Annotated in this window: 22 protein-coding genes and 2 tRNA genes; 12 read left to right on the top strand and 12 right to left on the bottom strand. The window is 71.8% G+C overall.

The annotated features are described in order from the left end of the window. Positions 1-20: 20 nt before the first annotated feature. The 4 genes from ABRP24_RS11605 to ABRP24_RS11590 all read left to right on the top strand — a co-directional run bounded on the left by ABRP24_RS11605 (position 21) and on the right by ABRP24_RS11590 (position 2827). Positions 21-950, top strand: a complete 930-nt coding sequence (locus ABRP24_RS11605) for an ATP-binding cassette domain-containing protein (protein WP_173033404.1) — start codon at positions 21-23, stop codon at positions 948-950. Continuing rightward, positions 947-2005, top strand: coding sequence for an NAD(P)-dependent oxidoreductase (locus tag ABRP24_RS11600; protein WP_349848321.1), 1059 nt, complete (start codon positions 947-949; stop codon positions 2003-2005). The genes ABRP24_RS11605 and ABRP24_RS11600 overlap by 4 nt, the downstream gene beginning before the upstream one ends. A gap of 115 nt (positions 2006-2120) precedes the next feature. Beyond that, positions 2121-2193: transfer RNA gene (locus tag ABRP24_RS11595), tRNA-Asn, on the top strand. Between the two features lie 145 nt (positions 2194-2338). After that, positions 2339-2827 carry a hypothetical protein gene (locus tag ABRP24_RS11590; RefSeq protein WP_214523899.1) on the top strand — a complete coding sequence of 163 codons (489 nt, stop codon included), beginning with the start codon at positions 2339-2341 and terminating at the stop codon, positions 2825-2827. A gap of 58 nt (positions 2828-2885) precedes the next feature. Here the strand turns inward: ABRP24_RS11590 and def are convergent, their stop codons facing one another. Then, a complete protein-coding gene (gene def / locus ABRP24_RS11585) occupies positions 2886-3461 on the bottom strand; it encodes a peptide deformylase (RefSeq protein WP_071405349.1) in 576 nt (191 codons plus the stop codon). Positions 3462-3500: 39 nt separating this feature from the next. Here def and ABRP24_RS11580 point away from each other — a divergent pair, with 39 nt between their 5' ends. The 6 genes from ABRP24_RS11580 (at position 3501) to ABRP24_RS11555 (ending at position 8479) form a co-directional block, all read left to right on the top strand. Next, a complete protein-coding gene (locus ABRP24_RS11580) occupies positions 3501-4415 on the top strand; it encodes a DMT family transporter (protein ID WP_173033410.1) in 915 nt (304 codons plus the stop codon). Positions 4416-4528: 113 nt separating this feature from the next. Then, positions 4529-5740, top strand: coding sequence for a glycosyltransferase (locus tag ABRP24_RS11575; protein WP_027465335.1), 1212 nt, complete (start codon positions 4529-4531; stop codon positions 5738-5740). Positions 5741-5753: 13 nt separating this feature from the next. Further along, positions 5754-5828, top strand: a tRNA-Ile gene (locus ABRP24_RS11570). 7 nt (positions 5829-5835) lie between these two features. Continuing rightward, positions 5836-6960 carry an AI-2E family transporter gene (locus tag ABRP24_RS11565; RefSeq protein ID WP_173033412.1) on the top strand — a complete coding sequence of 375 codons (1125 nt, stop codon included), beginning with the start codon at positions 5836-5838 and terminating at the stop codon, positions 6958-6960. After that, positions 6957-7802, top strand: coding sequence for a DUF1684 domain-containing protein (locus tag ABRP24_RS11560; protein ID WP_349848317.1), 846 nt, complete (start codon positions 6957-6959; stop codon positions 7800-7802). Before ABRP24_RS11565 ends, ABRP24_RS11560 begins: the two co-directional genes overlap by 4 nt. 176 nt (positions 7803-7978) lie before the next feature. Next, entirely contained in the window at positions 7979-8479 is a 501-nt protein-coding gene (locus ABRP24_RS11555) for a DUF3145 domain-containing protein (RefSeq protein WP_027465337.1), read from the top strand. Between the two features lie 242 nt (positions 8480-8721). On the opposite strand, the gene ABRP24_RS11550 is transcribed toward ABRP24_RS11555, so the two are convergent. The 6 genes from ABRP24_RS11550 to aceE form a co-directional block, all read right to left on the bottom strand. Further along, entirely contained in the window at positions 8722-9966 is a 1245-nt protein-coding gene (locus ABRP24_RS11550) for a beta-ketoacyl synthase (protein WP_027465338.1), read from the bottom strand. Between the two features lie 87 nt (positions 9967-10053). After that, positions 10054-10302, bottom strand: coding sequence for an acyl carrier protein (locus ABRP24_RS11545; protein WP_017886710.1), 249 nt, complete (start codon positions 10300-10302; stop codon positions 10054-10056). Between the two features lie 122 nt (positions 10303-10424). After that, complete coding sequence (locus ABRP24_RS11540) at positions 10425-11477, bottom strand: beta-ketoacyl-ACP synthase III (protein ID WP_349848313.1); 1053 nt, start codon at positions 11475-11477, stop codon at positions 10425-10427. Next, positions 11474-12415 carry an ACP S-malonyltransferase gene (locus tag ABRP24_RS11535; RefSeq protein ID WP_176708632.1) on the bottom strand — a complete coding sequence of 314 codons (942 nt, stop codon included), beginning with the start codon at positions 12413-12415 and terminating at the stop codon, positions 11474-11476. Before ABRP24_RS11535 ends, ABRP24_RS11540 begins: the two co-directional genes overlap by 4 nt. Positions 12416-12493: 78 nt before the next feature. After that, complete coding sequence (locus ABRP24_RS11530; RefSeq protein WP_027465341.1) at positions 12494-13720, bottom strand: CdaR family transcriptional regulator; 1227 nt, start codon at positions 13718-13720, stop codon at positions 12494-12496. A gap of 7 nt (positions 13721-13727) precedes the next feature. Further along, the gene (gene aceE / locus ABRP24_RS11525) at positions 13728-16472 is read right to left on the bottom strand and encodes a pyruvate dehydrogenase (acetyl-transferring), homodimeric type (protein WP_071405343.1); all 2745 of its coding nucleotides are present in this window, start codon (positions 16470-16472) and stop codon (positions 13728-13730) included. A gap of 241 nt (positions 16473-16713) precedes the next feature. Between aceE and ABRP24_RS11520 the strand changes: the two genes are divergently transcribed. Together ABRP24_RS11520 and ABRP24_RS11515 are read left to right on the top strand one after the other, a co-directional pair. Beyond that, a complete protein-coding gene (locus tag ABRP24_RS11520; protein ID WP_071248033.1) occupies positions 16714-17202 on the top strand; it encodes a peroxiredoxin in 489 nt (162 codons plus the stop codon). 56 nt (positions 17203-17258) lie between these two features. Then, positions 17259-18185, top strand: coding sequence for an alpha/beta fold hydrolase (locus ABRP24_RS11515; RefSeq protein ID WP_214522469.1), 927 nt, complete (start codon positions 17259-17261; stop codon positions 18183-18185). 15 nt (positions 18186-18200) lie between these two features. Here the strand turns inward: ABRP24_RS11515 and ABRP24_RS11510 are convergent, their stop codons facing one another. From ABRP24_RS11510 to ABRP24_RS11490, 5 genes are all read right to left on the bottom strand, one after another. After that, positions 18201-19787: an alpha/beta fold hydrolase gene (locus tag ABRP24_RS11510; RefSeq protein ID WP_349848310.1), complete on the bottom strand. Its 1587-nt coding sequence runs from the start codon at positions 19785-19787 to the stop codon at positions 18201-18203. Further along, positions 19784-20755, bottom strand: a complete 972-nt coding sequence (locus ABRP24_RS11505; RefSeq protein WP_349848308.1) for an amino acid--[acyl-carrier-protein] ligase — start codon at positions 20753-20755, stop codon at positions 19784-19786. The genes ABRP24_RS11510 and ABRP24_RS11505 overlap by 4 nt, the downstream gene beginning before the upstream one ends. After that, positions 20752-21927, bottom strand: coding sequence for an acyl-CoA dehydrogenase family protein (locus tag ABRP24_RS11500; protein ID WP_349848306.1), 1176 nt, complete (start codon positions 21925-21927; stop codon positions 20752-20754). Before ABRP24_RS11500 ends, ABRP24_RS11505 begins: the two co-directional genes overlap by 4 nt. Next, positions 21924-22211, bottom strand: a complete 288-nt coding sequence (locus tag ABRP24_RS11495; protein WP_051596691.1) for an acyl carrier protein — start codon at positions 22209-22211, stop codon at positions 21924-21926. Before ABRP24_RS11495 ends, ABRP24_RS11500 begins: the two co-directional genes overlap by 4 nt. An 81-nt stretch (positions 22212-22292) precedes the next feature. After that, positions 22293-22667: a holo-ACP synthase gene (locus ABRP24_RS11490; RefSeq protein WP_171907809.1), complete on the bottom strand. Its 375-nt coding sequence runs from the start codon at positions 22665-22667 to the stop codon at positions 22293-22295. Between the last annotated feature and the right edge of the window lie 18 nt (positions 22668-22685).

Below are 22685 nucleotides of genomic sequence, written 5' to 3'. Positions count from 1 at the left end.
GGCGGCGTGGAAGGGGACCCATGATCGCGGTCAACGGACCGGCGGTCGTCGCGGACGACGTGTCGATCGAGTACCGGGGCGGACGCGGGGGCGAGTCCATCCGGGCCGTCGACGGCGTGAGCCTGACGGTCCGGCAGGGGGAGATCCTCGCCCTGCTCGGTGAGTCGGGCTCGGGCAAGTCGACCTTCGCCGCCGCCATCGCCGGCCAGCTCGGGTCCCACGGCGAGGGCGAGGGGGCCCTCCGTCGGCACATCGTCGGCGGCGAGCTGACCGTGCTCGGCCAGAAGACCCGGGGCCTCCGCCCGTCGTCGCGCAAGCTCGAACGGCTGAGCGGCCGGATCGGCTACCTGCCGCAGGACGGCGCCGACCGGCTCAGCCCGGACCTGACCGTGGGCGAGGCCGTCGCCGAACCGATCTACGCCCGCGACCGCCGGTTCGACCGGCGCGAGGCCGGGCTCATCGTGGCCCGGCTGCTCGACGCGGTGCACCTGCCGCTCGGGGCGATGCGCCTGAACACGTGGGAGCTCTCGAGCGGGCAGCGCCAGCGTGTCGCCCTGGCGAAGGCGCTCGTGCTCGAACCCCAGCTGCTGGTCGCGGACGAACCGGCACGCGGGGTCGACGTGCTCGTGCGGCAGTCCGTGCTCGAGGCCCTGGCGACGCTGCAGCGTGGCCGGCAGTTCTCGGCCGTCGTCGTGTCCAGCGACCTGCGCGAGGCCCGCGCCCTCGCCGACCGTGTCGCCGTGATGGCCGATGCTCGGCTCGTCGGGCTCGGCACCTTCGACGAGGTCCTCGACAACCCCGTCGACCCCTACGTGAAGACCCTCGCCTCGACCGCGGCCCGCGGGGTGAAGCGTCGTCCGGCACCGAGCACGTCCCGCCGTTCGTCGGCGCCGCGCCGTCCGCTCGCCGCCGGCACCGGCCCGCGCACCGACCGGCCCGAGGGCCTGTGAGCGCCGCGGAGCCGGCCCGCGGGCACCGGGCAGTCGTCCCCACTGCCCGCACGCCCCTGCCGATCCGACCCCCGGAGTCCGGCCCCGTCGCGGTGCTGCCCGCGCCGGCCGACCGGCCCGTGAGCGCGGCCCCCGAGGCCAGCGGGACCGTCGGACCGAGCGACCTGCACGCGCGGGTCGTGACCGAGGCCGGCGGGACGGTCGGGCCGCTCGGCCCGGACACCCGCGGCATCGTCTGGCTCGACAACCGCGATCCCGCCGGCCTGGACGAAACCCTGCGCCGGCACCCCGCCGTCGGGTGGGTGCAGCTGCCGTTCGCCGGCGTGGACGCCTTCGCGCACCTCATCGCTGAGCACGGCGACCGCGTGCTGTTCACCTCGGCCAAGGGCGCCTACGCGGAGCCGGTCGCCGAGCACGCGCTGGCGCTGACCCTCGGCACGCTCCGGGTCCTGCAGAAGCGCGCTCGTGCGTCGTCGTGGGCGACCGAGCCCGAGGGGGTCTCGCTGTACGGGCGGAACGTCGTCGTGATCGGTGCCGGGGGGATCGCGCTCGAGTACCTCCGGCTGCTCGCGCCGTTCGACGTCGACGTCACCGTCGTGCGCCGCTCGCCCGAGCCCGTGCCGGGAGCCGCGCGGACCGTCACCACCGACGAGCTCGACCAGGTCCTGCCCGACGCCGACGTCGTGATGATCGCGGCGGCGATGACCTCGGGCACCGCGAAGCTCTTCGGTGAGCGGCAGTTCCGGATCATGAAGCCCTTCGCCAGGCTGGTGAACATCGCGCGCGGCGGACTCGTCGACACCGACGCCCTGGTCGACGCCCTGCGCACCGGGGAGATCGCCGCGGCGGGCCTCGACGTCACCGACCCCGAGCCGCTGCCCGACGGGCACCCGCTCTGGTCGGAGCCCGGCGCGGTCATCACCCCGCACCAGGCCGACACCCCGGACATGGTCGCGCCCCTGCTGGCCGAGCGCGTCCGGTTGAACGCCACGGCGTTCCTCGGGGGCGACGGCGAGGGCTTCGTCGGCGTCGTCGACCCGGTCGCCGGGTACTGACCTGGGGGCTCCACCGCGCGGCGCGCCCGGGCGGCGTGTCCGATGCGGTGGAGGGCCGCAGGGTCCTGCTATGCTGTTACCCGTTGTTCGCACGTCATTCGCCAGCGAACAGTGATCCTCGATAGCTCAATTGGCAGAGCAGCCGGCTGTTAACCGGCAGGTTGTTGGTTCGAGTCCAACTCGGGGAGCGACAGGTCCTCATCCTTCGGGGTGGGGACCTTTTGCGTTCCCGCTGCCGAACTGCACCAGCACGCCAGCGCACCTGCGCACCTGCGCACCGGATCCGCAGCGTTCGCGCGGCTCGTGCCCGGTCGATGCTGTTAGCGTTCACAGGTGCACCGTTCCCGTTCGCCTCGACTCGCGCTCCTGGGCGTGGTCGTCGCCGCGACGGCGGTGCTCACCGGCTGCAGCAGCGTCGGCCCGGACACCGATGCGTCCGAGGACCCGACGAGCTCGGACACCGGGCTGGGCTCGGGCGCGTCGCCGGTGGTCTTCGCGTTCGTCTGCGACCGCGGCGGATCGGACAGCGAGACCTACACGACCTACTCGGCGGTGTGGGATGCCGAGCGTGCCGACTGCTCGGCGAAGCGCCTGACCGGCTCGGTGCCGTCGAGTCAGCAGCAGGCCGCGGTGACGGCGGCGCGTGGCGACGCGACCCTGGTCGAGCTCGCGAGCGCCTGCGCGGTGCGCGGCTCGGACCCGTGGACGTCGGCGGTCGCCGACGAGCGCGGTGCGCACGTAGCCGCAGGCCTCCTGCGGTACTGCCCCGGACACCCGGAGACCGACCACCTGCGGGACGCGCTGGCGGCCTACCGGGGCTGAGCCGGGCCTCCAGACCGACCGCCGCACCAGCGAGGGGCCGACGGCGGCAGGACGGGCGTCAGCCCTCGGGGTGGTCGCGACCCGGCAACCAGGACTGGCCGGGTCCGCCCCAGCTGCTCTTGCGGATCGCCTTGGCGACCTGCTTGCCGTAGGGGTGCACCAGGCGGTCGGCGTAGAGCCAGCCGTCCAGGTGGTCGTACTCGTGCTGGAAGATGCGGGCCAGCCAGCCGTGCGCCTCGACCTCGAACGGGGTGCCGTGCTCGTCGAAGGCACGCAGCAGGGCGCCCTCGGAGCGGCGGAGCGGGAACCGCTCGCCCGGGATCGACAGGCAGCCCTCGGACTCCTCGTCCTCGTCGAGCTCCTCGACGGACTCGGGGACCGGGGGTGTGATCCACAGGACCGGGTTGACGGCGGCGCCCCGGTGCAGGACGTCGTCGTCATCGGTGTAGGAGTACACGAACAGGCGCTTGCCGACGCCCACCTGCGGTCCGGCCAGGCCGACGCCGGGGGCCAGGTCCATGGTCTCGAGCATGTCGGCGACGAGGGTGCGGAGGTCGTCATCGAACGCGGTGACCTCGGCTGCACGCTCGTGCAGGACGGGTTCGCCGGTGATGCGGATCGGGAGAACGGCCATTCACCCAGGTTATCCGGCGGGGGACGGTAGCCTCGACGCGTGACGACGGACCTCCAGCTGCCGGACGCCGTGAGCAACCTCACGCCGTTCCAGGCGCTGATGATCCCGGTGGCCCTGATCGGTGCGGTGTTCCTGTCGCTCGGGGCGCAGTTCCAGAGCCGCGGGGTGCAGCGGGTCGAAGCACGTCTCGGTCGGCAGTCGAAGGGGCTGAGCGTCCGGCACGTCGTCGGGCTCGTCTCGAGCGGCTACTGGGTGCTCGGCACGCTCATGCTCGGCATCGCGGTCGTGCTCCAGCTCATCAGCATCACGTTCGCGCCCCTGATCGTCGTGCAGCCGCTGGGTGCCGTCGCCCTGGTCATCACGACGTGGTTCTCGTCGCGGTCGTCGGGTGTGCCGCTCGGTCGCCGTGCCCGGCGGGCCGTGTGGACGTGCATCATCGGCGTCGGCATCTTCGTCGGGATCGCGGCGTTCGTCGGGCACGAGAGTGCGATCACCCGCCAGCAGCTCGTCACCGTGCTGGTGATCCTGGCCGTCGTGCTGGTGCTCGTGCTGGTGTCGTTCCGGCTCGTGGCCAAGCACCGCAGCGCGCTCTACTACATCGTCGGGGCGGGGGTGCTCTACGGGTTCGTGGCGACACTGGCCAAGGTCGTGCTCAACCGGTTCGTGAACGGCACGTTCGACTGGCTGACCGTGCTCGCCATCGCCGGCGTGGTCGTGGCGGCGTCGCTCGGCGGGTACTTCGTGCAGAACGCGTACTCGAGCGGATCGGCCGACCTCGTGATCGCGGGGCTGACGGTGATCGACCCGATCGTCGCGGTCGGCATCGGCGTCATCGTGCTCGGCGAGGCCTCGGGGGCGCCGTGGTTCGCGGTGGCGGGGTTCGTGGTCGCAGCCGGCATCGCCATCACCGGGGTGTTCCTGCTCGCCAAGCACCACCCGCAGACCCGGGCCTGACGCCGCGCGCCCGGAGGTCGCCGCCCTCATCCGCGCGGCTGACGCGACCGTCGATCCTGGTGCGATAGCGTCACTGCCGACCAGCCATCGCCCACGAGAGGACGAACTCAGCCGTGTCAGGAGACGCCACCACCGCCACCGCCGGACCGACGGGTGCGACGGGCGGTCACCGACCGTTGCGCGTGCTGATCGCAGCGGACACCTTCGCCCCCGACGTCAACGGCGCCGCCACCTTCGCCGAGCAGCTCGCCGTCGGTCTCGCCGAGCGCGGGCACGAGGTGCACGTCGTGGCCCCGGCCTCGAGCCGCCAGTACGGCACCTTCGACGAGGAGCACCACGGCGTCACGCTCGTCGTGCACCGCCTGAAGTCGTACAAGTGGCCGCTGCACCCGTGGCTGCGCTTCGTGTGGCCGTGGAGCGTCCGGAAGTGGACCGGCCCGATCCTCGACGCCGTGAAGCCCGACGTGCTGCACATCCAGTCGCACGTGGTCATCGGCCGCGGCATCGTGCACGAGGCGAACGACCGCGGCATCCGGGTCATCGCGACGAACCACTTCATGCCGGAGAACCTGCTCGAGTACACGCCGTTCGGCAAGTGGACGCTGCCCCTCGCGCTGAAGATCGCGTGGAGCGACGCCGCCAAGACCTACCGGCTGGCCGACACCATCACGACGCCGACGAACCTGGCCGCCGACTACCTGCGGAAGGCCATCGCCGGACAGCAGGTCCTCGCGATCTCGTGCGGCATCGACGCGTCCCGGTACGTGGCGCGCGAGGGACGCCCGGTCAACAACGACATCGTGTTCGTGGGTCGTGTGGCCCCCGAGAAGAACCTCGACGTGCTGGTCCGCGCGGTGGCGCTGCTGCCCGCCGAGCTGTCCGCGACGCTGACGATCGTCGGCGACGGCGAGATGATCCCGAAGCTCACCGCGCTGGCGAAGGAGCTCGGGCTCGAGGACCGCGTGCGGTTCCTGGGCTTCGTCTCCGACGAGCGCAAGCAGGAGGCGCTGACCAACGCGACGGTGTTCGCGATGCCGTCCACGGCGGAACTGCAGAGCATCTCGTCGCTCGAGGGGATGGCCTCGGGACTGCCCGTCGTCGCCGCCGACTCGATGGCGCTGCCGCACCTGATCGACGGCAACGGGTACCTGTTCACCCCCGGCGACGTGGACGACCTGGCGGCGAAGCTCACGACGGTGCTCACCGCGCCCGAGTCGGAGTACGTGGCGATGCGGGAACGCAGCCTGGCCATGATCGAGGCACACGACATCAACCGCACGCTGTCGACGTTCGAGTCGCTGTATCGTGGTGAGCCGGTGGCCTGAGGGTCTCCGGCGAGGGGCGGTAGCCAAGCTGGTCAAGGCAGTCGGCTCATAACCGAACGATCCGCGGGTTCGAGTCCCGCCCGCCCTACGTGCACATGCCAAGGAAGCGCGACACGTCGCAGGACGACCATGCACCGACACCGAACGTCACCTTCGAGGTGACCCGCGGCGGTACCGGCGTGCGCGTGAACGCCTTCCGCATCGGGTTCATGGGCGCCATCGGGGTGCTCGTCGCGCTGCTCGCCGGGTCGATCATCAACGAGCTGAGCACGGTCCTGGTCTACATCGGGGTCGCGCTGTTCCTGGCGCTCGGCATCGACCCCCTCGTGTCGTTCCTCGAGCGGATCATCCCGCGCTGGTCCGCGATCACGATCGTCGTGGTGGTCGTCCTCGGGGCCTTCGCCGGCATCGTCTTCGCCGTCGTCCCGATCCTGGTGGAGCAGACCTCGAACCTGGTCCAGAACTTCCCCGAGATCGTGCAGGACATCTCGCAGCAGCCGTGGGTGCAGGACCTGTCGAAGCAGTTCGCGGGGTCGTTCGACATCGACCACGCGCTGCAGTCGCTGCAGTCCTTCGTCGAGAAGCCGGGCAACCTGCTCAGCGTCGGCGGCGGGATCCTGGCGGTCGGCAGCGGGATCCTGTCCGGGGTCACCGGGGCGCTCATCGTCATCATCCTGATGCTCTACTTCCTCGCGTCGATGCGGGGCATGAAGCGCGCGGCCTACCGGTTCGTCCCGGCGTCCCGTCGCCAGAACTTCATCGACGTGAGCGAGCAGATCACGCAGGCGGTCGGCCGGTACGTCGTCGGGCAGGTGTCGCAGGCGCTCATCAACGGCATCCTGAGCTTCATCTTCCTGCTCATCATCGGTGCACCGCTGCCCGTGCTGCTCGCGTTCATCGCGTTCCTCGGCTCGCTGATCCCGCTGGTCGGCACGCTGGCCGCCGCGATCGTGATCTCGCTGCTCTGCTTCTTCGCGTCGCCGGCCACCGCCCTGTTCTCGGGCATCTACTACCTGGTCTACATGCAGGTCGAGGCCTACCTGATCTCCCCGCGCATCATGTCGCGGGCCGTCCAGGTGCCCGGCGCCCTCGTGGTCATCGCGGCGGTCGCCGGCGGCACGATCGGCGGCGTGCTCGGCGCGCTCGTGGCGCTGCCCGTCGCGGCGTCGGTCATCATCATCGTGCAGAAGGTCATCTACCCCCGCCAGGAGCAGGCGTGACGAACGGCACCGGCGCACCCGACGACGCGGTCGTCGCCGCCTTCGCCGAGCACGTCCACGACCGTGACCGCTGGGCGCGCAGTGCCCGTGGGCCGCTCGCCCTGGTGAACGCCCAGCACGTCGACCACCCGCAGCCGGTCTGGCCGGTCCCCGGGACGTGGGCCCCGGCCGTCGGCGGACTCACCGTGACGGCCGAGGCATCCGACGGCGTCGTGGTCGACGGCGTCCCGGTCGACGGCACGGTCCTGGTGGCCGGGGACACCGCCGTCGTGCCGTCGACCGTCGCGCTGCCGGACGGCTTCGCCGGCACCGTCAGCGGCGACACCCTGCGCGTCTGGGACCCGTCCTCCGAGGCGATCGCCCGCTTCGCGCAGATCGCCCGCTTCGCCTGGTCCGGCGACTGGGTGACGTCCGGCACGTACGTCCCGCTGGTCCGGGATGCCCTGGAGGCCCGAGGCAGCGTCCGTGACGCCGCCGGCGACGCCCTGCCGGTCGCCGGACACGTCGAGACCGTCGTGGGTGGTGCCGCGGTGCGCTTCGTCGCCGTCCGGTCGGCTGCCCACCGCGGAGCCGCCCGGCTGCAGCTCATCGTGCAGGACGCCACGAGTGCCCTGCCCGAGGACGACCCGGGCAGCACCTACTCGATGGGTCGGTTCCTGTACCTCGACGACCCCGGCGCCGAGGCCACGGTCGAGCTCGACTGGAACCGGCTGGTGCTGCCGCCGTGCGCGTTCTCGTACCAGTACGCCTGCCCGATCCCACCGGAGGACAACCGCGTCCCGGTGCCGATCACGGCGGGGGAGCGGTACCCGGTCGACGCGAACGGTGCCGTCCTGCACTGACGGGTTGCGATGGCACTGATCCGGTCGGGTCCTTGCCGTTCCCAGGCGTGGCGCTGCATAATGGGCGTGTCCCGTCGGGACATCACAATCGCATACCGATGGTTCCGTGGCCCCTCGGGTCAGGATCCTCCGCACCAGGTCGATGGGGAAGTCGCACCTGACGTATCGGAGGAACCGTGAACGGAACGACGACAGGAGTGCTCTACGTGCACTCCTCACCCCGCGCGCTCTGCCCGCACGTCGAATGGGCAGCAGGTCGCGCGATGAACCGCGCCGTGAACTTCTCGTGGCTCGACCAGCCCGCACAGGACGGTGCGCGCCGGACCGAGTACACGTGGACCGGTGCGGTGGGCGCCGGTGCCGCGATCGCGTCGGCCCTGCGCGGGTGGGAGCACCTGCGGTACGAGGTCACCGAGGAGCCGACGAGCGCCTCGGACGGCGGCCGCTGGATGCACACGCCCGACCTCGGTGTGTTCTACGCCCAGACCGACGTCACGGGCAACATGGTCATCCCCGAGGACCGGGTGCGCTACGCGATGGAGGTCGCGGGCAGCAATGCCCTCGAGCTGCACCGTGAACTCCGACTCGCCCTCGGGCAGGCCTGGGACGACGAGCTCGAGCCCTTCCGCCACGCGGCCGAGGGCAACCCGGTCGTCTGGCTGCACCGCGTCGGCTGACCCGACTCGCAACACGCCGGCGTCTCGGGTGCGCGGACGCCGGCGTCGGGTGCGCAACACGCCGGCGTGTTGTCCTGACACCGCTGAAGACTCGAGACGCCGCCGAACACGGCGGCGTCTCGTCGTTCCCGGGGCGCCTCAGCGACACGACGGCGTTTTGGCGGGACTCCGAACCGGCACCGGAACGAAGGAAGCCCGCCCCGACGACGCGGGACGGGCCTCCTGGCAGCGGGTGTGACGGATCAGACGCTGCGGAACGCGACCACGGCGTTGTGGCCGCCGAAGCCGAACGAGTTGCTGACCGCGAGCAGGTCGCCCTCGGGCAGCGCACGCGGCTCGCGGGCGACGTCCATGACGATCTCCGGGTCCTGGTCGTGCAGGTTGATCGTCGGCGGGGCGACGCGGTTGTGCAGCGCGAGGACGGTGAAGACCGCCTCGATCGCACCGGCACCACCGAGCAGGTGGCCCGTGGACGCCTTGGTGGCGGACACCACGACGTCGTCCAGGTGGTCGCCGAAGACCCGACGCATCGCGTGGTACTCGGCGACGTCACCGACGGGGGTCGAGGTGGCGTGCGCGTTGACGTGCACGACGTCCTCGATGCTCGCGTCGGCGTGCTCGAGGGCCTGCAGGACCGCACGGGCGGCGGCGCTGCCCTCGGGGTCTGGCGCAGTGATGTGGAAGGCATCGGAGGTGATGCCGGAGCCGGCGACCTCGGCGTAGATGGTCGCGCCGCGGGCTTCCGCGTGCTCCTTCGACTCGAGGATGAGCGCTGCTGCGCCGTCACCGAGCACGAAGCCGTCACGCGTGACGTCGTACGGACGCGAGGCGGTCTCGGGGGAGTCGTTGCGGCGCGACAGGGCTTGCATCGCGGCGAACGCGGCCAGCGGGAGCGGGTGCAGCGCGGCCTCGGCGCCACCGGTGATGACGATGTCGGCGTCGCCGTCGGCGATGTGCCGGTACGCCTCGGCCAGTGACTCGGTCGAGGACGCGCAGGCCGACAGGTAGGTGCGGGCGCCGCCACGGGCGCCGAACTCCATCTCGATGGCGGCGGCGGGGCCGTTCGCCATGAGCATCGGGACCGTCATCGGCAGGACGCGACGCGGGCCCTTCTCGCGCAGGGTGTCCCAGGCGTCGAGCAGCGTGTTGACGCCACCGATGCCGGTCGCCCAGTCGACGATGAGACGCTCGGGCACGACCGACTCGTCGTCGATGCCGGCGTCGGCCCAGGCCTCACGCGCCGCGACGAGCGACAGCTGCGACGAGGGGTCGAGGCGCTTCGACTCGGGGCGGGTGAGCTGGTCGGTGAGGAACCGGCGCGCCTGGCCGGCGAACTCCACGGGGAGTTCGAGCTCGGCGTAGCGGGGGTCCTCGATGCGGGTGATGCCGGACTTGCCGGCGAGCAGCGCGTCCCAGGTGTCCGGGGCGGTCGCGGCGAGGGGTGAGATCGCACCGATCCCGGTGACGACGACGGTCTTCTTGGTCATGGGACGACGTGTTCTTTCGTTGGGGTGAACAAGATGAGCGCCGTGGCCCGCAGGGGTCCGCGGGCCGCGGCGCTCAGGAAGCTCGTGTCAGGCCTGGGCCTTGACGATGTAGTCGACCGCGTTGCCCACGGTCTTGAGGTTCTTGACCTCTTCGTCCGGGATCTTCACGTCGAACTTCTCCTCGGCGTTGACCACGATGGTCATCATCGAGATGGAGTCGATGTCGAGGTCGTCCGTGAAGGACTTGTCGGCGGCGACGGTGTCGGTGGCGATACCGGTCTCGTCGTTGATCAGCTCGGCCAGGCCGGCGAGGACTTCTTCGTTGGACAGGGCCATGAGTGTTCTCCTTGAAGGGGGGTGTCGTTTGACCGTTGACCAGCCTAGGGCACGCGGGGTCCGGGTGCGCGGAGGCTCGTCGGGATGGGGGCCGGGCGCGCGGCTGCGCGACCGGGCGGGGATCAGGGGAGGACGACCACCTGCGCGCCGAAGACGAGTCCGGCGCCGAAGCCGATCTGCAGGGCGAGGCCGCCAGACAGTTCCGGGTGCTCCTCGAGCAGGCGGTGCGTGGCGAGCGGGATGCTCGCGGCGGAGGTGTTGCCGGTGGTGGTGATGTCGCGGGCGATCGTCACCGTCTCGGGCAGGCCGAGCTGCTTGGCGAACTCGTCGATGATGCGGATGTTCGCCTGGTGCGGCACGAAGGCGGCGAGGTCCTCGGGGCGGACCCCGGCGGTATCGAGTGCCTGGCGGGCGACCTTGACCATCTCCCAGACGGCCCAGCGGAACACCGTCTGCCCGGCCTGGCGCATGGTCGGACGCGGTGCGCCGGCCTCCCACTCGTTGTAGGTCGCGGTCATGCCGATGGCGTCCCACTTCGAGCCGTCGGAACCCCAGATGGTGGGGGCGATGCCCGGGAAGTCGCTCGGGCCGATCACGGCGGCGCCGGCACCGTCCCCGAGCAGGAACGAGATCGAGCGGTCGGTCGGGTCGACGACGTCGCTGAGCTTCTCGGCGCCGACGACCAGCACGTGGTCGGCGAGTCCGGACTTGATGAACGAGTCGGCCTGGGCGATGCCGTAGGCGTACCCGGCGCAGGCGGCGCTGATGTCGTACGCGGCCGCCGGGGTGGCCCCGATGCGTTCGGCGAGCAGCGACGCCATCGACGGGGTCGCGACGGTGTGCGTGACGGTGCTCACGAGCACGACGCCGATCTGGGACGGCTCGATGCCGGCCTTCTCGATGGCCTCGCGCGCGGCGGCCTCGGCGAGGTCGACGGCTTCGACGTCCTTGCCCGCGCGCTTGCGGGTGATGATGCCGGTGCGCTGCCGGATCCACTCGTCGGACGAGTCGATCGGGCCGACGAGGTCGTCGTTCGGCACGACGTTCTCGCCGCGGGCGGCGCCGAACGCCAGGATCCGGGTGAACTCGTGGCCGCGGCGCTGCTGGAGCAGCGGGCGCGCGGATCCGGTCGGGAGGCCCGTGGGGGCGTCCGTCGGGGTGGTCGGGTCGGTCATGCGGTTGCGTCTGCTTCCTGGCCCGCGCGCTGCAGCAGGTCGATCGCTGCAGGCAGGTCGTCGGGGGTCTTGATGGCGACGGTCGGCGTGCCGCGGAGGCCGCGCTTCGCCAGGCCGACGAGGGCACCGGCGGGTGCGAGCTCGATGATGCCGGTCACGCCGGCGGCGGAGAAGGACTCCATGACCGCGTCCCAGTGCACGGGGTTCGCGATCTGCTGGACCATCAGGTCGACGAAGCGGCGGCCGTCGCCGACCCGGGAGCCGTCGGCGTTCGTCCAGATCGGCAGGGTCGGGTCCTGCACCGTGGCGGCGGCCGCGACCGGGGCGACCCGCTCGACGGCGGGGGCCATGTACCGGGTGTGGAACGCACCGGCCACGGCGAGCGGGATCACGCGGGCCTTGGCGGGCGGGTCGGCGGCGAGGGCCGCGATCGCGTCGGCCGCACCGGCGACGACGGTCTGGCCGCCACCGTTGTGGTTCGCGGGCACCAGACCGTGTTCGGCGAGAGCTGCGGCCACTGCGTCGGCGTCGCCACCGAGGACGGCGGCCATCGAGGTCGGCTCGAGCGCGGCGGCGTCGGCCATGGCCCGGCCGCGCTCGGCGACCAGGGCGACGGCGTCGGTCGGCTCGAGGATCCCGGCGACCGCGGCGGCGGTGAACTCGCCCACCGAGTGTCCGGCGACCCCGCCCACCAGGGCGCGACGGCCCTCGGCGAGCAGTGCGTCGGCGGTCACCAGGCCGGCGGCGACGATGAGGGGCTGTGCGAGCGCGGTGTCCTTGATGGTGTCCGCGTCGGAGTTCGTGCCGTGCTCGGCGAGGTCGACGCCGATCGACTCCGACCACTGCCCGACTCGTTCACGAACGGTGGCGTCCTCGAGCCAGGGGGCGAGGAAGCCGGGGGTCTGGGAGCCCTGTCCGGGCGCGACGACGACGATCACCGGACAATCCTCGCGTTCTCGTCCCGCGGGGCCCGTGTGGACTTCCCACACGAATCCCCGCGGGACATTGTTGGTTCTCTACCGCCGTGGGGTGATGCGGCGGCGTCCGGTCGCGGACTCGGACATCGCGCCGAGGATGAGCGCCGACTGCACGATCAGGGCGTCACGGGCGTGCGTGGCGTCCCAGCCGATGATGTCGGCGACCCGGCGCAGTCGGTAGCGCACGGTGTTCGGGTGCACGAAGAGCTCGCGCGCCGTGGCCTCGAGCGAACGCCCGGTGTCCAGGTAGCACCAGAGCGTCTGCAGGAGCTCGGTGGACTGGTCCTTGAGCGGGACGTAGATGCGCTGCACCAGGGCCGACCGGGCGAGGGGGTCGCCGGCCAGGGCCCGTTCGGGCAGCAGGTCGTCGGCCAGGGCCGGGCGGGGCACGCCACGCCAGGCACGCGCGACGGCGAACCCGGCGAGGGCGGCCTTCGCGCTCGTCGAGGCGTCGACGACCCCGGGGACCTCGTTGCCGAGCACCAGGTGGCCCTCGCCGAACAGGGGTTCGAGGGCCTGCGCGATGGTCGTGAAGGAGACGGGCTCTTCGCCCTCGGGGACGTCGTCGCGCGGGGTGGCGCGGCCGATCACCACGACGAGCCGCGATCCCTGGACCCCGACGAGCACGTCGGCGTCCATGTGCCGTGCGGTGCGCCGGACCTGGTCGACCTCGAGCTGCTTCGGTGCGGTGCCGACGAGCACCGCGACCTCGCCGTGGCCGTGCCACCCGAGGGCGGCGATGCGGGAGGGCAGTTCGTCGTCGTACTCGCCGGAGAGGATCGAGTCGACCACGAGCGCTTCGAGCCGGGCGTCCCACAGGCCACGGGCCTCGGCCGCGCGGGCGTAGACGTCGGCGGCGGCGAACGCGATGTCACGGGAGTACTTGAGGATCGCCTCCTGCAGCATCTCGTCGTCGGCGGCGCGTTCCTCGACCACGGTCACCACGACGCGGATGAGCTGCAGGGTCTGCTGCAGGCTCACCGAGCGCAGGAGTTCCCGCGGGGCGGACCCGAAGACGTCGGCCGCGGCGATCCACGGCGTCGACGCGGTGCCCTCGAGCCAGCTGATGAACGAGGTGATGCCGGCCTGGGCGACGAGGCCCACGGCGGAGCGGCGCCCCGGTGGCATCTCGCTGTACCAGGGGAGCGTGTCCTCGAGGCGCTTGATCGTGGCGGTGGAGAGTTCTCCGGACACCTGACGGAGCCAGGAGAGCGCACGCTCGCGCGCGCTCTCCTGGCTCTCGTGGTCCGGGCGGACCGTCGTCACGGGTTGATCAGCTCTCGCCGCCCGCGCTGCCGGTGGTGCCGGCGGTCACGTCGTGCAGGCGGTACTTGTCGATCGCCTGCTGGACGAGCGCGCCGTCGACCTTGCCCTGGCGGGCGAGCTGCTGCAGCGTCCGCACGACGACCGAGGGGCCGTCGATGTGGAAGAAGCGGCGAGCGGCCGGACGGGTGTCCGAGAAGCCGAAGCCGTCGGCGCCGAGCGTGGCGTAGTCGGTCGGCACGAACGGGCGGATCTGCTCCTGCACCAGGTGCATGAAGTCGCTCACGGCGACGACCGGGCCCTCGGTGCCGAGCAGGCGCTCGGTGACGAACGGCGTGCGGGCCGGCTCGTTCGGGTTGAGGAACGCCTGCTGCTCGGCGGCCACACCGTCGCGGTACAGCTCACCCCAGCTCGTGACGCTCCAGACGTCGGCCGACACGCCCCAGTCCTCGGCGAGGAGCTGCTGCGCCTCGAGGATCCACGGCACGGCGACACCGGACGCGAGCAGCTGGGCCTTCGGGCCGTCGTGCTCGCTCGCCTTGAGCAGGTACATCCCCTTGAGGATGCCCTCGACGTCGACGCCCTCGGGCTCGGCCGGCTGCACCAGCGGCTCGTTGTAGACCGTCAGGTAGTACATGACGTTCGGGTCGGCGTGCTTCGGCGAGCCGTCCTCGTTCGTGCCGTACATGCGGTCGAGGCCGGCCTTGACGATGTGGCCGATCTCGTAGCCGTACGCCGGGTCGTACGAGACGACGGCCGGGTTCGTCGTGGCGAGGAGCGGCGAGTGGCCGTCCGCGTGCTGCAGGCCTTCGCCCGTCAGCGTGGTGCGGCCGGCGGTGGCGCCGATCATGAAGCCACGGGTCATCTGGTCGCCGGCGGCCCAGATGGCGTCGCCGGTGCGCTGGAACCCGAACATCGAGTAGAAGACGTAGACCGGGATGAGCGGCTCGCCCTGCGTCGAGTACGAGGTGCCGACCGCGGTGAACGCCGCGAGGGCGCCCGCCTCGTTGATGCCGACGTGGATGATCTGGCCCTGCGGGCTCTCCTTGTAGGCCAACAGGAGCTCGCGGTCGACCGACGTGTAGTGCTGGCCGTTCGGGTTGTAGATCTTCGCCGACGGGAAGTAGGCGTCCATGCCGAAGGTGCGTGCTTCGTCCGGGATGATCGGGACCACGCGGTCGCCGAAGTCGGGCGAGCGCAGCAGGTCCTTCAGCAGGCGCGCGAACGCCATGGTGGTGGCGACCTCCTGCTTGCCGGAGCCCTTCTTGACGACCTGGTACTTCGAATCGTCCGGCAGCGTGAACTGCGTGTACTTCGTGCGACGTTCCGGCACGTAGCCACCGAGCGCGCGACGACGCTCGTGCATGTACTGGATCGCCTCGTCGTCGTTGCCCGGGTGGTAGTACGGCGGCGTGTAGGGGTTCTCCTCCAGCTGCGCGTCGGAGATCGGGATGCGCATCTCGTCGCGGAACTGCTTGAGGTTGTCGAGCGTGAGCTTCTTCATCTGGTGGGTCGCGTTGCGGCCCTCGAAGCTCGGGCCGAGGCCGTAGCCCTTGACCGTCTTCGCCAGGATGACGGTCGGCTGGCCCTTGTGCTCGGTCGCGGCCTTGAACGCGGCGTAGACCTTGCGGTAGTCGTGGCCACCGCGCTTGAGGTTCCAGATCTGGTCGTCGGTGTAGTCCTTGACGAGTTCGAGCGCCTTCGGGTCGCGCCCGAAGAAGTTCTCGCGCACGTAGGCACCGTTCTCGGCCTTGTACGTCTGGTAGTCGCCGTCCGGCGTCTGGTTCATCAGGTTGAGGAGCGCGCCCTCGGTGTCACGGGCGAGCAGGTCGTCCCACTCGCGGCCCCAGACGACCTTGATGACGTTCCAGCCCGCACCGCGGAAGAACGCCTCGAGCTCCTGGATGATCTTGCCGTTGCCACGGACCGGACCGTCGAGTCGCTGCAGGTTGCAGTTGATGACGAAGTTCAGGTTGTCGAGGCCGTCGTTCGCGGCGACCTGGAGCTGCCCGCGGGACTCGACCTCGTCCATCTCGCCGTCGCCCAGGAACGCCCAGACCTGCTGGTCCATGGCGTCCTTGATGCCGCGGTTCGACAGGTACTTGGCCTGCTGCGCCTGGTAGATCGCGTTGATCGGGCCGATGCCCATCGACACGGTCGGGAACTGCCAGAAGTGCGGCATGAGGCGCGGGTGCGGGTACGACGACAGGCCGCCGCCGGCGTGCGACTTCTCCTGCCGGAACCCGTCGAGCTGGTCCTCGGAGAGGCGCCCTTCCATGTACGCGCGGGCGTACATGCCGGGGGAGGCGTGGCCCTGGAAGAAGACCTGGTCGCCACCGGAGGGGTGGTCCTGCGCGCGGAAGAAGTGGTTGTAGCCGACCTCGTACATCGCAGCGCTGGACGCATACGTCGAGATGTGCCCGCCGACCCCGATGCCGGGACGCTGTGCACGGTGCACCGTGATGGCCGCGTTCCAGCGGATCCAGCGGCGGTACCGGCGCTCCAGCTCTTCGTCGCCGGGGAACTCCGGCTCGTTCTCCGGCGCGATGGTGTTCACGTAGTCCGTCGTCGGGACCATCGGCACACCGAGGTGCAGTTCCTTGGACCGCTTGAGCAGGCTCAGCATGATCTCGCGACCGCGCTGGTGTCCGTGGGTCTGGACCAGCCCGTCGAGGGACTCACGCCATTCGGCGGTCTCCTGCGGATCCTGGTCGTTCGCCCCGGCGCTGTACGGGTCCTGGTCGTTCACCGTCACCCTTGACCTCGTTCGTTCTCGTGGTGGTGGACATGGTGGCTCCGGTGGTCGGGTCGCGACCGGCTGGGGCCCCGTCCACTCTAGGCCCCAGGACCGACGCTGATGCTGATGGTGACGTGCAGGTGGACGGGTGCTTGCATTCGCGTGTCGTCGGCGTAGCATGGCCGATCGTGCACACGCGATCTGCGGCGCACGGACCCGACGGGCACACCCCTCGCCCGAGGAAGAAGCACACGTAGCGATGGCACTGGAGATCGGCTCACTCGCGCCGGACTTCGAGCTCCCGAACCAGTTCGGTGAGCACGTCCGACTCAGCGACTTCCGCGGCAACCGCCCGGTCGCACTCGTCTTCTTCCCGCTGGCGTTCTCGTCCGGGTGCACGAACGAGCTCTGCACCCTGCAGGACAACATCACGATGTTCCAGGACCAGCGCATCGAGCTCCTCGGCATCTCGGTCGACTCGAAGGCGACGCTGCGGTCGTTCGCCGAGACGAACGGCTACGACTTCGAGCTGCTCGCCGACTTCTGGCCGCACGGCGCGGTCTCGAAGGAGTACGGCGTGTTCCTCGAGAACAAGGGCTTCGCCACCCGCGCGACCTTCGTCATCGACGTGCAGGGTCGGATCAAGGCTTCGATCATCACCGAGCCCGGCCTGCAGCGCGACGTCGCCGAGTACAAGGCTGCCCTCGACCGGCTCGCCGCCTGCTCGGCACCCGTCCCCGTCGGCTAGCGTTCCGAATCCCTCCTGACGGACGCGTCCGCGTCGACGGTCGGACAGGAGGCCCGGTGCACGCCATCGACACCGACCCACGTGGTCACGGGGTCACCTCTGATGCGTACGCCCCGTACCCGGTGCGCGTCACGCCCGGCACCTGGGGGCTGACCCGCACGGTCGTGGAGGCCCCGACCGGCCCCGTCGTGGTGCACCACCGCGCCGGCCCGGACCCGCTCCTGCTGCTGCACGGCGTCGCCGGCTCCTGGTCGACGTGGACACCCTTGTTGCACGCCGCACAGGGCGTCGGCGACCGCGGCCTGGTGCTCGTCGACCTGCCCGGCTGGGGGTCCTCGCCGGCTCCGGACGGTCCGCTCGGGCTCGACGCCGTCACGGGTGCCGTGTCGGCGGTCCTCGGCGCGCTGGGTCTCGGCGCGGTCGACGCGGTCGGGCACTCCATGGGCGCGTTCGTCGGGTTGCACCTGGCGGTGGTGGCGCCCGAGCGGGTGCGGTCGCTCGCCCTGGTGTCCGGCACCACGGTCGCGACGGCCGGTGCGGCTCGGCACCCGGTGCGGGCGCTCGGCACCCTGCCGGCGTTCACCCTGCTGCGTGCGGGCCTCACGGTGACCGGGGGCGTCGCTCGTCCGCTGCTCCGGGGGATCGCCCGGGTCGGTCTGTTGCCGCTCGTCGCGGCGCCGGTGTTCACGCACGTGCGACGCCTGGACCCGAGCGTGCTCGAGGCCTTCGTCGAGGAACTCCGGCCGGAGCAGTTCACCGAGGCGGCACGGTCGGCGGCTGCGTACGACGTCGACCGGTGGCGCGCCGTCACCTGCCCGGTGACGGCGATCGCCGGGCGCGACGACGTGTTCGCCCGCGTCTCGGACCTCGAGGCGCTGCGGGTGCTCGTGCCGCAGGTCCGGACGGTGTTGCTCGACGACTGCGGGCACTTCGCACACGTCGAGCGTCCCGACGCCGTCGCGCGGGAGCTCGGCCTCCGCTGAGCCGGTCGGGCCGCGTCAGGTGTGGACGGGGAACGTCGCCGCGACGCGGGAGCGCACCTCGGCGACGACGGCCTCGCGCATGGCCGGGGAGAACAGCGCGTGGTCGCCGTCCTCGACGCGGACGACGGACACCGAGCCGCGACGGTCGTCACCGGGCCAGCGCCGGACGGCCTTCTGCCCACCGAGCCGGTCGAACAGGGCTGCGTCCTCGGGAGCGACGATCACGACGACGTCGGTGCCGTGCTCGACGAGCGGGCGGACGTGGCCGACGACCCCGCCCATCCGGTCGCGACGGGCGATCCGGTCGCGGACGGCCTTCGGCACGAACCGGTTGTACCGCTCGCGCACCCACATCCGGGCGGGCGACGGGGCGTCGATCGCCCGGACCCCGTCGGCGTACGAGCCGGGCTCGGCCGGGACGCGACGGTAGTCGTTCGGGCTGATCTCGACGACCAGGCGCGGGGCCTCCTCGACGGCGCGGCCCGCGACCCAGGCGCCGGCGCACATGCCGACGAGCACGAGCCGGTCCGATGGTGTGGCGAGCGCGGTGACGACGGCGGACTGGTCCTCGACCCACTCCTGCGCAAACAGGAAGCTCCGCTCGTCCTCGTGCACGCCGGTGCTCTCGCCGGTGGCACGGCGGTCGACCCGGACGACCCGGGCGCCGTCGCGGGCGAGGGCGCGGGCGAGTTCGACCTGGTAGTCGGTGGCGCCCACGCGGTGCTCGGCGCCGCCGCTGTGGAGCACGACGACGGGGGCGTCGTGGTGCTGGGCGGACGAGACGGTCTCGATCCCGAACAGCCCCTGATCGCCGAGGTGGACGATCCGCTCCGACACGCGGCCGTCGACGTCGAGGACCTCGTCGAGGACGGGCGCGCGGACGGGCACCGCCGTCTCGGGTGCCCACGTGTCGAGCCAGGCGACGACGGTGTCGACGGCGGCTCCGGGGATGCGGGCGTGGATGCTCGTGCCGTCGAGGAGCTCGGCGCTGCCGGTGACCTCGGTCACGTCGACACCGCCGAGGGGCTTCGGTGGCCGGGCACCCGGGCGGACGAGCGCGACGGTGGGCCCGGTGCGCGGGGCGAAGGCGAGGTCCGAGAGTGCGGCGGCCTCGTCCGGCTCGACGTCGAACCCGATGAGGCTCTCGACGCCGTCGACCACGCGGTCGGCACCGATCGTGATGGTCGCGAGGGCGCGCTGCCGACGGAGCCAGCCCTTGCCCGATGCCGGGGCGTCCCAGACGACGAGGCCGTCGGTGTCCGCGGCCGCGTTCGCCGCGACGAGGGCCGCCGAGGCCAGCCCGACGAAGGCGACGTGCTGCACCCCCGTCGTGCGGAGCACGGCGGCGGCGTGGCGTGCGGACCGGACCTGCGCGTCCGGCGTGGTGTCGGGGGCGCCGTCACCACGTCCGGACGGGTCGTAGCGCACCGAGGCGATGCCACGGGCCTCCAGGCGGTCGGCCAGCAGACGGAGCGTGCGGTACGCGATGACGCCCTCCTGCCCGAGCGGCGGGCAGATGACGACGCCGGCGCGCGCGGCGGCGGGGAGCTGGACCGCGGCGCGGATCGCCGGCGATCCGGACCAGCCGTGGAGCGTGGTCACAGGGCGAGGGCCGCGCGGGCGGACGCCGGCCAGGCGTCGAGGTCCGTGCCGTGGGCGGCGAACAGGGCGATGGTGATGCGCTCCAGGCCGAACGCGATGCAGGCGCTGTGCGCGACCTGTCCGTCCTCGGTGCGGAGGCCGAACGAGGTGCCGAAGTGGTCCTCGTGCAGGTTCGCGGAGCTGATCGCGGTGGCGTCGTGGTCGGGACCGTAGACCTTCGTCACGAACTCGAACTTGAGCGCCTGCTCGACCTGGTTGCGGGCGAGCATCTGCCCGACGCGGCCGAAGAAGGGGTCGTTGGCGGGGACGACGTCGATCTCGAGCCCGAACGACTCGAGCAGCGCGCGCATCACCGGGATGCTGCCGTCCCGGTGGGCCGCCGCGGACGCGGGGGTGCCGACGTGCACGAACTCGTGCATGTGGAAGGCCTGCAGGCGCATCGGGTCGAGGGAGGGCTCCCGGCGGAAGGAGTCGCCGAGGACGTCGAAGAACCGGCCCTGCCGGGGCACGGTGTCGCCGATCAGGCCGTAGACCGGGTGGCAGACCGCGGGGGTGAGCATGAGGTCGGCCGGCTCGAGGAACCCCTCCCAGCGCTCACCGCGCTCGCGGGCGGCGAGCAGTGCGCGGTGGGTGCGGTCGTCGCCGGTGAACCCGGAGATCGACGCGGCGAGGTCCGGGAACGACGCGATGTAGTCGGTGCGCTCGAACGACGCGAGCGGCTCGACCGGCGGGAAGCGCAGGACCTCGGCGCCGAGGTGCTGCTGGCTGCGCACCGCTGCGGCGTCGACCGCGGCGTACACGCTCTCGAAGACCCCGGTGCGGCCGTAGAGGCCGGGCGTGCCGAGGTCGAGGAGGACGCCGTCGGTGAGCAGGCGGGCGCGGAGGGCGGCGCGGGCGGCGTCGAGCGCGGCGGCGGTGTCCGCGGTGCTGGTGTCGGTGGTGTGCGTGGTGGTGTCCGTGATGGTCACAGGATCACTCCCGTCATGATGGCCAGGTCGGCGTCGTTCTTGAGGAGACGGTCGTTGCTCACCATGACGGCGGCCCCGTGGGCGTCTCGGAGGTGTCGGGCGATGCTCATCGGACCCGAGGCGGCGTAACCCGCGATCCCGACGATGCGCAGCGCCTTCGTGACGATGTCGGTGACGCGCTCGGACGCACCGATCTTCAGGGCGTTCGCGGCGAGGGCGTACGCGCTCGAGGCCAGCACGTCCGGGTCGTCGGCGGCGGCGTCGAACCGTTCGGCGGCGTGGCGCACCGAGTCGGCCAGGGCCTGCAGGTCGACCAGGAGCTCGGCCAGCCGCAGGGCACCGGGCGGGGTCGTCCCGACGGCGGCGCGGGCCTGCTTGCGGACGGCGCTGCGGGCACGTTCGGCGGACGAGACCGCGATGCCGAGCCAGACCGAGGCCCAGAGCACGTGCGACACCGGCAGGACGGTCTGGGCGGAGATCGTGGCGTAGTCGTCGCGGAACACGCGGTCGGTCGTCGTCTCGGTGTCGAGGATCCACCCGTTGCTGCACGTGCCGCGGAGGCCCATGGTGTCCCAGGTGGACGTCTGCGACAGGACCATCGTGTCGGTGCGGCAGATGAGCAGTCGCTGGTCCGACGCCGGGGCGTCCGGGTCGCGTCGGGCGGTGACGAACACCGCGTCGGCCTCGGTGGCGTACGAGATCGCCGGCGCGTCCTTGCGCAGGCGGATCCGGCCGTCGTCGGTCGGCTCGATGGAGCACGTGGACCGCCGGGCGTCGCCGCCGACGCCGCGCTCGGTGGTGGCCGACGCGACGAGCGCACCGCCACGGACGGCCTCGATGGTCTCGAGCACGCCGGCACCGTCGCCGCCGTGCCGCCAGAGCGCCATGACCTGGCCCTGGTGCATCGCGAACACCATGCCGGTCGCGGCGCAGGCCCGGCCGAGTTCGGTCGCGATCGCGGAGAGCTCGGCCACGGAGGCACCCTCGCCACCGTGCTCGGTCGGCACCGCTGCCGCGAGCAGGCCGTACTCCCGCATCGCAGCGATGGCCTCGCGCGGAGGGCGGGCGTCGCGGTCGACCTCGTCGGCGAACTGTGCGGCGACCTCGGCCACCGCGCTCGCACGCTCGGCGAAGCGGTCGATGACCGACGGAGCGGGCAGGACCAGGGTCACGACGCGAGCTCCGCGGCCGCGGTGATCGACTCGACGCTCGCGAAGGTGGACCGGTTCAGCACGGAGTCGGGGAACTCGACGTCGAGGTCCGACTCCACCGCGAGCATCACGTTGACGGTGGCGTGCGAGGTCAGGCCGAGGGCGTAGAGGTCGGCGATCGACGCGACGTCCCACGCGTCGACCGTCAGCCGGCCGTGCTCGGCGAGGGCGCGACGGACGGCCCGGTCGGTGGCCGGGTCGGCGATCGTCGCGGTGGTGCTGGAGGGGTTCGGGTCCTGTTCCATGACTGCAACCGTAAAGAGGAACGGCCCTCGGGAAACCGCCGTGCCGGTGCGGGAAACCGCACCCCTGTCCGGAGCGCCGGGTCAGCGCTCCGAGAGGGCCACCGCTGTCGCCACCGCGAGCCCCCGTTCGTGTGCCAACGAGACCGCGATCGGGCCGCACCCGATCGACTCCGCCAGGGCCGCGGCCGCTCCGGACAGCTCGACCGTGGGGGCTCCGCCGGCGTCGAGCACGACGGCGACGTCCCGCAGCGGGATCGCCTGGTCCGGAGCCGGCCGGAGCAGCTTCACGACGGCCTCCTTGCCCGCGAACCGGGCAGCGAGGCGCTCCGGGTCGTCGCCGGTGTCGGTGCGTTCCCGCAGGGTGAACACCCGGTCCAGGTACCGTTCGCCGTGCGCCGTCACGGCGTCGACGACGTCCTCGACCGCGGCGAGGTCGGTGCCGGTGCGGATGGTCATCACGAGGAGCAGGCTACG

The sequence above is a fragment of the Curtobacterium sp. WHRI 8282 genome (genome assembly GCF_040223925.2).
GTDB lineage: Bacteria > Actinomycetota > Actinomycetes > Actinomycetales > Microbacteriaceae > Curtobacterium > Curtobacterium flaccumfaciens.
The sequence above is the reverse complement of the archived record's forward strand: the minus strand, read 5'-3'. Positions and strand labels throughout refer to the sequence as shown.